At 46.1% G+C, this 13,958-nt stretch carries 12 protein-coding genes; 2 read left to right on the top strand and 10 right to left on the bottom strand.

The genetic code is table 11. The features are described 5' to 3' along the window. Positions 1 to 150: 150 nt before the first annotated feature. The gene (locus ACED25_RS17065) at positions 151 to 864 is read left to right on the top strand and encodes an oligogalacturonate-specific porin KdgM family protein (protein ID WP_009848608.1); all 714 of its coding nucleotides are present in this window, start codon (positions 151 to 153) and stop codon (positions 862 to 864) included. 249 nt (positions 865 to 1,113) lie between these two features. On the opposite strand, the gene ACED25_RS17070 is transcribed toward ACED25_RS17065, so the two are convergent. Further along, complete coding sequence (locus ACED25_RS17070; protein WP_029223113.1) at positions 1,114 to 1,554, bottom strand: DUF411 domain-containing protein; 441 nt, start codon at positions 1,552 to 1,554, stop codon at positions 1,114 to 1,116. After that, positions 1,544 to 4,321 carry a copper-translocating P-type ATPase gene (locus ACED25_RS17075; RefSeq protein ID WP_371695745.1) on the bottom strand — a complete coding sequence of 926 codons (2,778 nt, stop codon included), beginning with the start codon at positions 4,319 to 4,321 and terminating at the stop codon, positions 1,544 to 1,546. Before ACED25_RS17075 ends, ACED25_RS17070 begins: the two co-directional genes overlap by 11 nt. 318 nt (positions 4,322 to 4,639) lie before the next feature. Here ACED25_RS17075 and gltX point away from each other — a divergent pair, with 318 nt between their 5' ends. Continuing rightward, on the top strand, positions 4,640 to 6,067 hold the full coding sequence (gene gltX, locus ACED25_RS17080; protein WP_009848605.1) for a glutamate--tRNA ligase: 1,428 nt from the start codon (positions 4,640 to 4,642) through the stop codon (positions 6,065 to 6,067). A gap of 83 nt (positions 6,068 to 6,150) precedes the next feature. On the opposite strand, the gene ACED25_RS17085 is transcribed toward gltX, so the two are convergent. Genes ACED25_RS17085 through ACED25_RS17120 form a run of 8 tightly spaced genes read right to left on the bottom strand, consistent with a single transcriptional unit; the run spans position 6,151 to position 13,934 of the window. Continuing rightward, a complete protein-coding gene (locus ACED25_RS17085) occupies positions 6,151 to 7,374 on the bottom strand; it encodes a beta-ketoacyl-ACP synthase (protein WP_009848604.1) in 1,224 nt (407 codons plus the stop codon). Then, complete coding sequence (locus ACED25_RS17090; RefSeq protein WP_371695746.1) at positions 7,371 to 8,096, bottom strand: 3-ketoacyl-ACP reductase FabG2; 726 nt, start codon at positions 8,094 to 8,096, stop codon at positions 7,371 to 7,373. The genes ACED25_RS17085 and ACED25_RS17090 overlap by 4 nt, the downstream gene beginning before the upstream one ends. Next, positions 8,093 to 8,557 (bottom strand): hotdog family protein, encoded by a 465-nt coding sequence (locus ACED25_RS17095; RefSeq protein WP_371695747.1) that lies wholly within the window; start codon positions 8,555 to 8,557, stop codon positions 8,093 to 8,095. The genes ACED25_RS17090 and ACED25_RS17095 overlap by 4 nt, the downstream gene beginning before the upstream one ends. After that, entirely contained in the window at positions 8,550 to 9,749 is a 1,200-nt protein-coding gene (locus ACED25_RS17100; RefSeq protein ID WP_371695748.1) for a beta-ketoacyl-[acyl-carrier-protein] synthase family protein, read from the bottom strand. The genes ACED25_RS17095 and ACED25_RS17100 overlap by 8 nt, the downstream gene beginning before the upstream one ends. A 5-nt stretch (positions 9,750 to 9,754) precedes the next feature. After that, a complete protein-coding gene (locus tag ACED25_RS17105) occupies positions 9,755 to 10,378 on the bottom strand; it encodes a DUF3261 domain-containing protein (RefSeq protein ID WP_371695750.1) in 624 nt (207 codons plus the stop codon). Continuing rightward, a complete protein-coding gene (locus ACED25_RS17110) occupies positions 10,375 to 12,747 on the bottom strand; it encodes an MMPL family transporter (protein WP_371695751.1) in 2,373 nt (790 codons plus the stop codon). Before ACED25_RS17110 ends, ACED25_RS17105 begins: the two co-directional genes overlap by 4 nt. Further along, positions 12,719 to 13,417 (bottom strand): outer membrane lipoprotein carrier protein LolA, encoded by a 699-nt coding sequence (locus tag ACED25_RS17115; RefSeq protein ID WP_135382686.1) that lies wholly within the window; start codon positions 13,415 to 13,417, stop codon positions 12,719 to 12,721. The genes ACED25_RS17110 and ACED25_RS17115 overlap by 29 nt, the downstream gene beginning before the upstream one ends. Next, positions 13,404 to 13,934 carry an acyl-CoA thioesterase gene (locus ACED25_RS17120; RefSeq protein ID WP_371695752.1) on the bottom strand — a complete coding sequence of 177 codons (531 nt, stop codon included), beginning with the start codon at positions 13,932 to 13,934 and terminating at the stop codon, positions 13,404 to 13,406. The genes ACED25_RS17115 and ACED25_RS17120 overlap by 14 nt, the downstream gene beginning before the upstream one ends. Between the last annotated feature and the right edge of the window lie 24 nt (positions 13,935 to 13,958).

The following is a 13,958-nucleotide window of genomic DNA, read 5'->3' on the forward strand; positions in this document are numbered from 1 at the left end:
GATCACTCTGCTTGCCCTTTTATTTTGAAACGTAAATTAAATCGAGCAAGATAGATTTCATGCCAGGGAGGCTACCAATTACTCAAGCGGCGAAGGTGAATGATATACCGAAGATATGTCGCTGAAAAATTTAAACTAAGGCAGTTTACTATGAAAAAAATTATCGCTCTAAGTGCACTTTCTCTTGCTTTCGCTTCTAGTGCTTTCGCTGGTTCTTCTTACGTTACAGGTAATATCCAATTTCACGACGATGGCCGTATCCACGGTTCTGATATGACTTCGACTCTAGAAGCTGGCCACACGTTTGACAACTCTCTAGGCGGTTTAACTGTTTACACTGAGTTTGATGGCATCCAACTTGGCGACCTTGAAGGTCTAACTGCTGCTGAAACTGGTGGCGACGCAACAACTGGTCAAGCAAATGCATTCATCACTGTTGGTGGTGAGCAAGCTTTCAATATCACTGACAACCTATGGGTTGCAGCGGGTTACCAACATGTCTTCTCTGCTGGCGAGAGCATTCAGTTCCGTCCACTGGTTAAAATTGGTTACAACTTCGACAACGGTATCTCTATTAGTAACCGTACTCGTGCACACATCGATGACACTTCTGCAGATGCTGACACTGATTACCGCATGGATAACCGCATTGCTTACTCTGTAAACGAAGACCTAGCGCTGAGCTACAACAACGTATACATGATTGATGCTGAAGCTATGGATCACGAGCTTCGTGCAACATGGACTCGTCAAGGTGTTCAACCTTACTTCGAATTCCGTAGCCAAGCTAACGGAGTTGATTTCGCGAACGGCGCGTCTAAAACAAACAACGCATTCGTATTCGGTGCATCTTACGGCTTCTAAGCTGATTCACTTGGCTGCTTAATCGATTAGATTATTAGCCAAGTGAGTTTCTTCGCTAATTAGCTTTTTTGTTAAATAGAGTTTTTGCTAACTAGCGACGAAAACATAGTGGTACTAACAGCCCGGTTGGTGCCGCGACAAGATTTGCTTTACTGTCCAAAAGCAAAGAGCCTAGTAAGTAAACCACAGTCTTGGGTTTACTTAATGCTAGGCTCTATTTTTATTACTGTTCGTAGGTCTATTTACGCTCTATTTTCCGTTGTAATGACGGTATTCAAACACCTGACCTTTCTCGTTAAACGCATACACAGAATACTCGTCTTTCTTATCGCCATACTCCATGCCCGGAGAGCCCATTGGCATGCCTGGAACCGCCAAGCCAATCGCATTGCGTGGTGGGTTCTCTAAAAAGGCTTTCACGTCCTCTGCAGGAATGTGCCCTTCAAATACGTAACCGTCGATCTCTGCCGTATGGCAAGAAGCCAGTTCTGGCGTTACTCCTAACTTCTGCTTGATTGGGTTCATGTCATCATGGAGTTTCTCTGTGACATCGAAACCTGCGTCTTGCATGTGTTCTGTCCATTCTGTGCAGCAGCCACAATATGGAGACTTATGGTTTAGTACATTAGTAGCGAGAGCTTGTCCTGAAATTGCAGCGAGTGCAGTAAGAGTCATAACTTTACGAATCATGGTGAACCTCATGAATTTGGTTTTTGTTGATATTATAATGAGTGGGTTTGAACAATCTTAATCTGTTGGCATTGCTGACTACGGTGATTGATGACATCGCCATCGCAGCGCCTGCAACGACAGGGCTAAGTAAAAATCCAAGAAATGGGTAGAGCACACCAGCCGCAATTGGAATACCAAGTGAATTATAGATAAAGGCACCAAAGAGATTTTGCTTCATGTTTCTCACTGTTGCTTGGGAAAGCTCTATCGCGTTACTGACCGATAAGGGCGACGAGTTGAGTAGTGTCATTTGCGCACTTTCAATCGCCACATCGCTGCCGCTACCCATTGCGATTCCTATATCCGCTTGAGCAAGAGCTGGTGCATCGTTAATACCGTCTCCGACCATGGCAACACTCTTATATTGCTGTTGCAGCTGAACAATATGTTGAGCTTTCTGCTCTGGTAGTACTTCCGAGATAACCTCGTCGATACCGACGTTTTTACCTATTGCTTGAGCCACAGAGTCATTGTCGCCTGTTAATAGTACGGTGTGAATTCCAGCGGATTTTAGTTGAGCAATGGCTTGTTTGCTATCTATTTTTAATGCATCTGAAATGCCAAATATTCCTTCCAGTTTTTGATCGATTACAACGAAGATGGGTGTCCATGCTTGTGTTCGACAAAGCTCGATGAAATCCGCGCCAATGTCTGTATTGATGCCGAGTTGGGTGAGGTACTTAAGTGAGCCTACTTGAACGTTTTTGCCGCTAATTATTGCCTGTACTCCAAGCCCTCTTTGGTTTTCGAATTCGCTTTGGGGTAGCGCTGAAACTTGTAAGCTCTCAGCATATTGGCAAACGGCTTTCGCTAATGGGTGTTCTGAGCCTACCTCTACCGAATAGGCGTAAGCCAGCAGTTCTTGTTCTGATAAGTCGCCATAAAAGGCCTGCTGAACGGTTGGCTTACCTTGGGTTAGGGTGCCTGTTTTATCAAATACGACAGCATCGATTTTGCTTGCAGATTGCAACACATCGGCATCCTTGATCAGAACACCAAACTCAGCGGCTTTGCCCACGCCGACAGTAATAGAGAGCGGTGTCGCTAAGCCCAAGGCACATGGACAGGCGATGATCAGTACAGTGGTTGATACCACGAGCATGTAACTTGCACTCGGTTGTGGTCCAACAAAAAACCAAACTAGGGCGGCAATGGCTGCGATCGCGACCACAACTGGTACGAAAACGGCAGAGATAGAGTCGGCAAGCTTCGCAATCGCAGGCTTGCTGCTTTGAGCTTGGCGAACCATCTGAATGATTCGAGCCAACATGGTGCTTGAGCCAATCCCCGTAGCTTCAATGATCAGGCTGCCATCACCATTGATGGTACCTGCTGAAACGCCATCATTAATCGATTTAACGTTAGGAAGCGGTTCGCCAGTCAGCATCGACTCATCGATATAAGATTCGCCAGATACCACGACACCATCGACAGGGACTTTTTCTCCCGGTTTCACTCGTACTTGCATACCGACTTGAATAGCTTCGACGGCGATGGTTTGTTCTTTACCATCGACGATAACCACGGCTTTTTGAGGTTGTAAATTAATCAGTGCCTGCAAAGATTTGGTGGTGCGTGCCTTGGCTTTGGCTTCAATGTAGTGACCCAAAGATATAAGGCCAACAATCATGGCGCTCGCTTCAAAATAGACATGGCGCGATGGTTCTGGGAACCATGATGGAATTAGCACAACCAGCATTGAGTAGAACCACGCGGCGCCAGTGCCTAGAGCGACCAAGGTATCCATGGTTGCACGCTTGTGCATCAGTGATTGCCAAGCGTTAGTAAAGAGGCTGCGTCCTGAAGTGGCTAGCAGTACCAAACAGACGACACCGACCAATCCCCAAGCCAATTGGTCGTTAAATGTAGCAATGGTCATGCTGCCACCGAACAGACCCCACGCCATCAGTGGAGCACCGATCAGCAGCGCGCTTACTGAATTCTTTAGGAAAGCTTTTTGGGTACGAAGTTGTTGTTCTTGCTGTTTTTGTTGTTGAGTTGCCGCGTCATCAACGAACTCGGCACCGTAACCTGCATTTTTCACCGATTCTATTAGCGCGCTCTCGATGACGTCACGTGTTTCAGATGTGAAGACCAAGGCTGTCTGTTCAGCGAGGTTGATCTGAGCTTGGTCGACGAACTCATTCTTTTTCAGCGCTTTCTCTACCGAAGAAACACAACTCGCACACGTCATTCCCTCAAGAACAAGGTGATAGGTATATTGGCTAGCAGCAGGTTTATCTTGTGTCTGCTCCACTGACGCTGTTTTTTTATCGTCTTCTGAATTAGATAAAGGCTCATTAACTTCAGAGTAGGAAGCCGCGTGATAACCCACACTTTCGATTAGCTCAATAAGCTCGGATTCTGAAAGCAGAGTAACCAAGGACAATTCATGTTTGCTGACTTCTAGGTCTGAGAATTGCTTGGTCTGCTCAAGCGCTTGAGTCAGCTTGTTCACGCACTTACCACAGCTGAGCCCTGATAATGAAAGATGCAGCGAATTACCCATGGAATAACCCAGGGTCGCTAACTGTTGGTTGAGTTCAACGTAACTAAAAGGAGTAGAAATATCGATGTAGGTCGGCGATATGTCGTTGATCTTCGTATTCTCGAGATCGTCAAACAGTGTGCGAACTTTCTTCGCACAACCCATGCAATTTAGGCCGTTGAGCATAGCTGTGTAATGGTTCATATCGATACTCCAATTCTCATCTACGCCTAACATAAACCTTCCCGTAAGGGTAAGGTCAAACATAAATTCAAGAATTTGATATTTGCTGGAATATTGAGTGACGGAATAGATGAGGTTTATCGCGAGCGTGGCGATAATTTGCCGTTTTAGAGCATTTGACATGTGCTTGAGCTATTGGTTTTCTCCTTCTACGATAGCTTTCGTACAAGATCAGCGCATTAATCATTCACTACTGATTGTAGATTTAAGCGGTGGTGATAAAATAGCGCCCAAAATTTAGTGATATTTTTCTGTTGCAGGCTTTGTAATGGCAATCACTAAAAGAATCACCTACATAATCAAGGTATTTAAATGACGGTTAAAACTCGTTTTGCTCCTAGCCCAACTGGCTATCTTCACGTTGGTGGTGCACGTACTGCACTTTACTCTTGGCTATTCGCTAAGAACCAAGGTGGTGAATTCGTTCTACGTATCGAAGACACGGACCTTGAGCGTAACTCTCAAGAAGCGGTTGATGCAATTCTAGAAGGCATGCAATGGATGGGTATGGAATGGGATGAAGGTCCTTACTACCAATCTAAGCGTTTTGACCGTTACAACGAAATGGTTGATAAGCTACTTGCTGAAGACAAAGCTTTCAAATGCTATGCGTCTAAAGAGCTGCTTGACGAAATTCGTGCAGAGCAAGAAGAAAACAAAGAAATGGCTCGTTACGATGCGAACCACCCTAAAATTGTTGCAGCAAACGAAGCAGCAAAAGAAGGTGATGCATGCGTTATCCGTTTCCGTAACCCTAAAGAAGGCAGCGTAGTATTTGATGACCAAATTCGTGGTCGCATTGAAATTTCTAACAGCCAACTTGATGACCTAATCATTCGTCGTACAGACGGTGCACCAACATACAACTTCGTTGTTGTAGTGGATGACTGGGACATGGGTATTACACACGTTGTACGTGGTGAAGACCACATCAACAACACACCTCGTCAAATCAACATCTATGAAGCACTAGGCGCGCCAGTTCCAACTTTCGCTCACTGTGCAATGATTCTTGGTGATGACGGTGCGAAACTTTCTAAGCGTCACGGTGCTGTTTCTGTAATGCAATACCGCGACGAAGGTTACCTACCAAATGCACTAAACAACTACCTAGTTCGTTTAGGTTGGTCTCACGGTGACCAAGAGATCTTCTCTCAAGAAGAGATGATTGAATTCTTCAGCCTGAACGCTATCAGCAAGTCTGCTTCTGCATTCAACACTGATAAGCTACTTTGGTTGAACAACCACTACATCAAGACTTCTGAGCCTGAGTACGTTGCTAAATACCTGCAATGGCACCTAGATGCACAAAAGATCGATACAACAAATGGCCCGGCTATCACTGAAGTGATCACGCTAGTTGGCGAGCGTTGTAATACGCTTATCGAACTTGCTGAACAGTCTCGTTACTTCTACGAAGATTTCTCTGAGTTTGAAGCTGGCGCAGCGAAGAAGCACCTACGTGGTGTTGCTAAAGGCCCACTAGAGCTTGCTCTTGCTAAGGTTGAAGCGCTTGAGGATTTCACTACTGCAAACATCAAAGATGGTGTGATTGCAGCAGTATGTGAAGAGCTAGAGGTCGGCATGGGTAAAATCGGTATGCCACTTCGCGTAGCAGTAACAGGTGGCGGCCAGTCTCCTTCTGTTGATGCAGTGATGGAGCTTGTTGGTAAAGAGCGCGTAATCGCTCGCATTAAGATGGCTCTTGAGTTCATCGCTGAGCGTGAAGCTAACGCTTAATTGAGCATTAGCTAGATTGAAAAAAGGGTCAGTAACTTGGTTACTGACCCTTTTTATTTGTCTTGAGTTTTATCTAGCTAAGCTCAGATTTTCTTGAAGATGATTGAAGTGTTGATTCCGCCAAAGGCAAAGTTATTACTCATTACATACTCAACATTCAATTCGCGACCAGAACCTGTAATGTAATCGAGTTTACCGCAGCGTTCGTCGATGTTTTCAAGGTTCAATGTTGGGCTGAACCAACCGGAATGCATCATTTCTAGGCTCAACCAAGCCTCAATGGCACCACACGCTCCAAGCGTATGACCAAAGTAGCTTTTTAATGAGCTGATTGGCACTTCACCGAAAATGTTCGCGGTCGCATTACTTTCTGCAATATCGCCTTTATCTGTTGCTGTTCCGTGCGCCGAAACGTAACCAATTTTTTCAGCAGGAAGCTGTGCATCTTTCAGCGCTTTCTCCATACAGATTTGCATGGTTTCCATTTGAGGTTGGGTCACATGGGCGGCATCGCAGTTGCTGGCAAAACCGATGATCTCAGCGTAGATCTTTGCGCCACGAGCCACAGCATGTTCATACTCTTCAAGAACAAGTGTACCTGCGCCTTCACCGATAACGAGGCCATCGCGCTCACTGTCGTAAGGACTAGGGGATTTTTCTGGCGTGTCGTTTTTTAAACTGGTAGCAAAAAGGGTATCGAAAACGGCAGACTCAGTTGGGCATAGCTCTTCGCCACCTCCGGCCACCATCACGGTTTGGTAACCGTGTTTGATTGCTTCATAGGCGTAGCCAATCGCTTGGCTACCTGAAGTACATGCACTGCTGGTGGGAATCACACGTCCACGTAAGCCAAAGAATAGCCCGACGTTGACCGCTGCGGTGTGTGGCATCATCTGAACGTAAGTCGTTGCGGTGATAGCTCGTGTCGATTTCTCGTTAAGCATCACGCCAAATGCACCAACCGCATCAGTACTGCCAGTTGAAGAGCCATAGGCAATGCCTGTTTCGCCATTAGTCAAAACGTCGTGGCCAATCAGCCCTGCTTGCTCTAGTGCATTTTCGGTTGCCACTGTTGCTAGGCGAGACACGCGGCCCATGCCACGAACCTGTTTGCGCTTATAGTGCTTAGGTAGTTGGAAGTCATCAATAGGTGCGGCAAGCTTTGTGTTGAGGCCATCGTACTGCTCAAAGCTAGGCATATACTGGGTCGCATTTTCACATGCTTTTAGTTTTGGCTCGATGTGCTGCCAATCGTTGCCAAAAGCGGTAACGCCTGACATGCCAGTTACAACAACGCGGCGGGTCATACTAAGCCTCCATTAACTGAAATCACTTGGCGAGTTACGTAGCCCGCAATATCCGACATTAGGTAGCTGACTAGGCCTGCTACTTCTTCTGGTTCACCCATGCGGCGCAGTGGCACTTGTGGAAGCGCATGATCTTTCACGTGCTCATCCACCATGCCAGTATCGATTAGACCAGGAGCGACACAGTTTACCGTTATCTTGCGTTTTGCGAGCTCTAGAGCCAGAGACTTAGTTGCACCAATCACACCTGCTTTTGCTGCGGCATAGTTGGTTTGACCGCGGTTGCCCATGATGCCCGATACAGAAGCCAAAGTAACGATTCGACCGCCTTTGCGTTTTTGAACCATTGGCATCACGCACGGGTGAAGTACGTTGTAGAAGCTGTCGAGGTTGGTATGGATAACACCATCCCACTCTTCTTCAGTCATAGCTGGGAATGCCGTGTCACGAGTAATACCGGCATTATTCACCACACCATAGTAAGCGCCGTGTTCGGCAATATCTGACTCAAGCGTTTCGCGACATTCGCTGCGATTGCTGATATCAAATTGGATCAGACGTCCTGCAGCACCCAGTCCGGTGATCGACTTTAACGTGTCTTCAGCACCTTGCTTGTCACCCATGTAATGAACGGCGATTTCAAAACCGTCTTTCGCGAGTTGAATAGCGATCGCTTTACCAATGCCTTTACTGGCACCAGTGACTAAAACCTGACGGCTCATGATGGGCTCCTAGTTTTCATTTCTTGTAATTTTTGTTCGGTCGGCACGTAGACGTTGAGTTGGCATTGAGCCACTAACTCGCCTTGGTCTTCGACTCGGGCGGTAAACACGGCCATGCCACTGTCTTCCATGAGTTGTTCAGCATAGATATCAAGGGTTTGACCTTGAGTAAATTCATCACACAGTGATTTGTAGCGACGAGAACCGAGTAAGAAGCCGATTGGAGGAGTAGTGTCGTTTTTCAGCGCATGGTATCCAGACCAAGCTGCAACAGACTGCGCCATAAACTCGATGCCAACATAAGCTGGGACCGTTTGAGATTCGACGTCAAAGAATAGGTTGTGCGCGCCAATATCGACCTGGCAGTGAATCGACAATGCCTCAACGTTGATAGCTCGATCGATTAATATCATCGGATCATCGTGTGGGAGAAGTTGGTCTACAGAAGGGATATCAGTCATTTATTACACCAAAAATCAGGCTAATGTTGTTGCCACCAAAAGCGAACGAGTTGCTTAAGATGTTCTTTACTTTAAGTTTCTGGGAACAGTTTACCAAATCAATCTCAATATCTTCAGCTTTATACTGACATTTTTGTAAGGGGAGTGGTAAGTCATATTTTAGAATATGCCATGCAATTGCAGCCTCTATCGCACTTGCCGCTCCAAGAGTATGTCCTGTTAGAGGCTTGGTTGAACTGACGGGAACCTTGTTTGCAAAAATACGATGGATGGCTTTGCTTTCCATTGAGTCATTGAGTTGAGTTGCGGTGCCATGGGCATTAATATAACCGATGTCTTCTGCTCGTAACTGTGCAGAATCTAACGCCTTTCTCATTGCTTGCTCTGCGCCATTCCCTTCAGGGTGGGGCGCTGAAATATGGTGTGCGTCGGAGCTGTCGCCATAGCCTAATAGAGCTATATTCGAAGTGCTTTGAGTTGTATTGGTAGCGGTTGGTTTTGTCTTGCTAAGCAACATAAATGCCGCTGCTTCTCCGATGTTGATGCCATCACGAGAGGCGCTAAAGGGCTTACAATGTGTGGTTGATAGCGCTTCAAGACCATGAAAGCCATTGAGCGTCAGTTTACATAGTGTATCGACACCTCCAACCAACACAGCATCAGCCATTCCTGAATCTAACAAACGTTGGGCAGTAACAAATACACGGCCACTTGATGAGCAAGCGGTCGATATCGCATAGCTTGGCCCGGTTAATGCACAATGTTGGCTAACAAACTCAGAGGTGTTGCTTAGCTCTTGTTTTGAATAGTGGAAATCTTCGGGGAAAGAGCCATGTTCTAGTTTGTGTTTAAACGCCGTTTCACCATCAGAAATTCCCGAGGTGCTTGTGCCGATAACTACAGCAATTCTATCGGCACCAAATTGTGATTTTGCTTGCTCGATAGAGTCTTTGATTTGATTAACAGCCGATAACGCCAGTTGATTGTTGCGAGTGGCGTATTCCGCTTGTTCTGATGGGATTTCTGGTAATTCGCCAGCCACCTTACCAACGACCGTCGGCTTACCGTCGTTTAGCATGTCGCTCACTTCAACCATGTTTGATTCATGCTCGCCTTTGAGGCAGCCATGAATGTCAGCAACGCTTGAGCCTAATGCGGAGTGGAAACCACAGTCTTGGATATAAATAGGCATAATGTTTAGCTCTTACTTGGGTTGTCGACAATCGTTGAGTTCAACGTTTGAATGGTGATGGTGTAGCCTTGAATCAAATGCTTGAAAACAATATTGCCTGCCGTTTTATGTGCTCCGGGCTCTGCTTGGTAATCAATTTCAATGATTGGCTGTTGGTTTTCATCAAAGACGGTGCGGCTGTTTTCTGTATCGACCAAATACCAACCGATGTCTTGTAAAGGTTGAGCCCATGCTTCAACTGGCCATAGAGTTAGCATTAAATTAAATAGTACTTGCTCGGGTTGCGGCAGGGTTGCGCCAAGACCAGATAGAACTTGAGTATCAATCGTTTGGTTTTGGTATTGCAGCGATAGAATGCGAGTACCCCAAGAGGAGAAACCCGCCAACACGACTTTGTCTGATGTGACTTCGACTTGAACCGGTAGTTGCTGCGTATCATTTTCCCACGTAGCGCTGATCAGCTGGCTCGCCGTAAATGAGTATCCCAGTTCAGCAGGCAGCGGCAAGGCGAGCTCTGTGTCTTTGTCGATTGCGACACTTGCGCCTGTAGGCTGTTGAGACACCATCGAACAAGCGCTGAGTAGTAAGCCCAATCCAACGGCGAGCGCTATCTTGATTGTTTTGTTCATCTAAAAGCCTCTCGAGAGTTTGATTTTTCCGCTGCTTGTTCGTTGTTGATTGCAAGTGGCGAAAGCAACCACGCGACGAAAATACCAGTTAGTACGGTAACACCGAAGCTATGAATGGCATGAGTCTGACTCAGTGACAATAAGCCAAATGAGAGTAGCGTCGTGAGGCCTGACAAAGTAATCGCTAATAAGGTGCTTAGTGATTTCTTCTGTTCAGCAAAGAACAGGGTATAGTCGATACCAATCCCTAGAATCAGAATCAGTCCAAGCAGGTTAAACAGATTCAGTGTCGAGCCTAAAATTCCCGTGACCGCTAAACCAGCGACTCCGGCAATTAATGAAGGCAACAGCATTAATAGGCTTTGCTTCACACCATAACGCCAACCCAACACCATGCCAATAGCCGCTAATGCTATCAATAACAACTCGGTGATCTTGACTCTATATTCCGCAAAGAGAGCAGAGATTTCATCGGCTTTATTGAGGTGCTTTACACCTTGTTGCTGAGCAAAGCTTGAATCGAGCCATTGAGAGAACAGGTCTGAATCTGTGACGTCTTTGATCAAAATGACTGACGCGGCTTGTCCGTCGATCGGTTTTAACCAAAGTGGTCGAACAGGTTCTGACACTGGTGATTCTAAAAATCCAGATACCGTGATTGCCTCGAACTTTGGTAACTCTGGAAAGCTAGGCCAACCAAGAGTGTTCTGTAAGATATGGCTTTGTTGGCCATAGAGTTGCTCAACTAACTGATAGTTATCATGTTGTTGTTGCTTGCTTAGCAACTGTTGATTGATGCTGCGATATCCGGAGATACCTTGGCTGTCGACCAAAGAATCTAAGCTCGTAGTGATCTCAGCCAGTTTTTTTAGCAGTTTTTGATCGCTGTTGGCGGTCACCAGCAGCATATTTTGACCACTGCCTAATCCTGATATCTCAGTAATGGCTTGTTCTTGCTGTTTTAGTTGATCAGGCATCGCTTGAAGTTGACGAATATCGTCGTCGTAGCGAATTTGACTGAGTGATATCAAACTAACGACAGTCACTATTAACGGTAAGCCAATTCTAAATTTTTGGTTGTTCCAGAGGCTTAACCAAGTATGCCAAAGCTTCGACAGAGGAAGTGGACGCTCTTGGCTTGGTTTTGCCGCTAAAACGGGGTACCAACACACCACGCTGGCGTAAGCGGCAATAAGTCCAATTGACGAGAACAGAGCTAGTTGCTGCAAGCCAGGGAAAGGTGCCACCAATAGACCTAGGTAGCCAATCAAACTGGTGATCAGACCCAAGGTGATCGCAACGAGAATGTGCTGCAAGCCTTTTTCACTTTGCCATTTACTCCCAGCTGCTAAGCGGTCAGTCAGGTAGTGAAAGGAGTAATCGATGGATACGCCAATTAAGCTGGCACCGAACACCAAACTAAACAGGTGAACTTTACCGAAGATAGCGACGGTGCTTGCCAGTGCGACCAATAATCCGGTACTGATTGAAAGCAAAGACAAGGCAAGAGGTAAGGCACTACGAAACGTCAGCCACACCAATAAAATCACACCTGCCAATGAGCCCAAACCAATGGTACTGATTTCTGATTTCGCGCTTTCGGTACCGTAATTGGCGTAGAACACCACACCGGTATGCTGCACTTTGACACCAAACTGCTTTTCGATCTCGCGCTCAATTGAATCAAGATCTGGAAGCTGCTCTTGAATCGCTAAACTATAAGGCGAACCTGCCAGAGTCGCTGTCACCAAAATATGAGCTGGCTCATTAGACTGGGCTGTGAGGTAGCCTTCTTTCAGAACAAAGTTACTTGATTGAACGCCAACAGCACTGATGTAGTCACGAAATAACAAGAATGGGTCTAGAGATAGCTCTGCTGCAGTGACGCCTGAGAACGGATTGTACAAAGACTGAATGACATATTGAGCTCGCGAATCCGGCGAGTGTGTCAGCGTCTCTTTTTGTTGTTGAGTTAGAAGTTGAGCTCGATGACGAAAATAGAAATCGCTCCATTGGCTTTGCGTGCTGGCGTTGATCTTGCCTTGAACTTGCTTAAACAGCGTTGGCTTATTTGAGAAAGATCTTCGGTTGAGGGCTTTTTCAAAAGCGTCAGTCGCTGTCATGGCTTGTTCGACGTCGGAGGCACTTATGATAAACACCACTTGCTCGCTCATCGAGCTGGATATTTGCTGAAAGGCTTGCTCTACCATGGGATCTTGCTGGTTTTCTGGCAGCAATTTCATGATGTTGCTTTCAATGGGTACCGACGAAGAAAAAGCGAATTGTTTGATCAACAATCCGCTAAACAGTATTACGACAACAAGCCAAGCAAGGGCTAGGCTAGAATTGGAATTGTTGCGCTTCAGCATCTGATAATACTTCCGGTAGATGGCTTAACTGGCTAAATTCGATCACTGTGCTGTCCCCACGAACTTCTCTAAGTTCGATACGTTCAATGTCACCTTGTCCTTGCAGTGTGATGGCTTCAAACACCGCGTTCATTGGCGCATTCTTTGGCTTTAGAGTGAGTGTCCATCGTGTGTCTTGTGAACTTGAGTTTGCACTTTCATCAGAATTTTTCGCAGTCGCTGGTTCAAATGACAGTGAGAATTGCTCTTGAAGTTTTTGCGTGTCCCCGTGAAACACCGACAGGAATATATGGCTGAAATAAAATGCCATTGGGTTTTCTTTATCGGTAATGATCTTAGCGGGTTGATCGGCAAACCTTTGGCTCAGTTTGTTATCCGTGAGCACCAAGCTCACAGGAAAGGGAGTCGCTTGTGTCCAAAGCAAACCATTCGACTTGTCTAACAGGAAAGTACCTTGTGATGTTAGAGGTTGGGCGAACATTTCCATGTTACGTGTTTGAGTAAATTGACCACGAACGATACTATTTTCGCTTAACACGGTTTGTAGTTCTGTAATAGAACCGACAGCATTCGTGTTCTCGCTAGCGCCAGCCAAGTGACTCGCCATCATTGAGGCAAGTCCTAGCAGTGCGATACTGATTTGCTTACGCCCGTGTTTAAACAGACTCATGTTTCACCTGCTGCTGTGTGTTAGGTACTTGCGGTTGCTCTGATTGGTGATCGCTTGATTGCTGCTCAGCTGATTGGGGTAAGCAGCCAAATTGATGCCAGCGTTCGACTTTATCGGTAAACACCTTCGGCGAAGCAAAACACATCTCTTGCTCTTCAATGGTTACTGCAACCTGCATGGTGTGAGCGCGTGTCATACGAGCACCGGTGTTGGCATCGTGAATTTCGTAGTCAACACGCAAGCGGTTTTCCCATTCAGTTAACTTAGCGGATACCGTGATCTGATGATTAAACGGTATTGCTTTGATGTACTTTACGCGCGTGTCGATGATCGGCCACATGTAGCCCGAATCCTTCATCTCATGGTAGTTGTACTCAATCTTATCCATCATGATGCGCCTAACTTCTTCAAAAAATCGGAAGTAGTTGCCATGGTAGATCACGCCCATTGGGTCGGCATCTTGGAATGAGGTTACTAAAGTAACCTCTGATTTTAATGGATGAAGGATTTCAGACATAAATCGCTCTCAACAATATTGCAT

The organism is Vibrio sp. 1F263 (assembly GCF_041439035.1).
GTDB lineage: Bacteria > Pseudomonadota > Gammaproteobacteria > Enterobacterales > Vibrionaceae > Vibrio > Vibrio tasmaniensis_A.

Coding starts and splice junctions, on each gene's coding strand:
- ACED25_RS17115 (WP_135382686.1), bottom strand. CDS start 13,417: ATGAGTCTGTTTAAACACGGGCGTAAGCAAATCAGTATCGCACTGCTA.
- ACED25_RS17120 (WP_371695752.1), bottom strand. CDS start 13,934: ATGTCTGAAATCCTTCATCCATTAAAATCAGAGGTTACTTTAGTAACC.
- gltX (WP_009848605.1), top strand. CDS start 4,640: ATGACGGTTAAAACTCGTTTTGCTCCTAGCCCAACTGGCTATCTTCAC.
- ACED25_RS17085 (WP_009848604.1), bottom strand. CDS start 7,374: ATGACCCGCCGCGTTGTTGTAACTGGCATGTCAGGCGTTACCGCTTTT.
- ACED25_RS17095 (WP_371695747.1), bottom strand. CDS start 8,557: ATGACTGATATCCCTTCTGTAGACCAACTTCTCCCACACGATGATCCG.
- ACED25_RS17100 (WP_371695748.1), bottom strand. CDS start 9,749: ATGCCTATTTATATCCAAGACTGTGGTTTCCACTCCGCATTAGGCTCA.
- ACED25_RS17065 (WP_009848608.1), top strand. CDS start 151: ATGAAAAAAATTATCGCTCTAAGTGCACTTTCTCTTGCTTTCGCTTCT.
- ACED25_RS17075 (WP_371695745.1), bottom strand. CDS start 4,321: ATGTTAGGCGTAGATGAGAATTGGAGTATCGATATGAACCATTACACA.
- ACED25_RS17070 (WP_029223113.1), bottom strand. CDS start 1,554: ATGATTCGTAAAGTTATGACTCTTACTGCACTCGCTGCAATTTCAGGA.
- ACED25_RS17110 (WP_371695751.1), bottom strand. CDS start 12,747: ATGCTGAAGCGCAACAATTCCAATTCTAGCCTAGCCCTTGCTTGGCTT.
- ACED25_RS17090 (WP_371695746.1), bottom strand. CDS start 8,096: ATGAGCCGTCAGGTTTTAGTCACTGGTGCCAGTAAAGGCATTGGTAAA.
- ACED25_RS17105 (WP_371695750.1), bottom strand. CDS start 10,378: ATGAACAAAACAATCAAGATAGCGCTCGCCGTTGGATTGGGCTTACTA.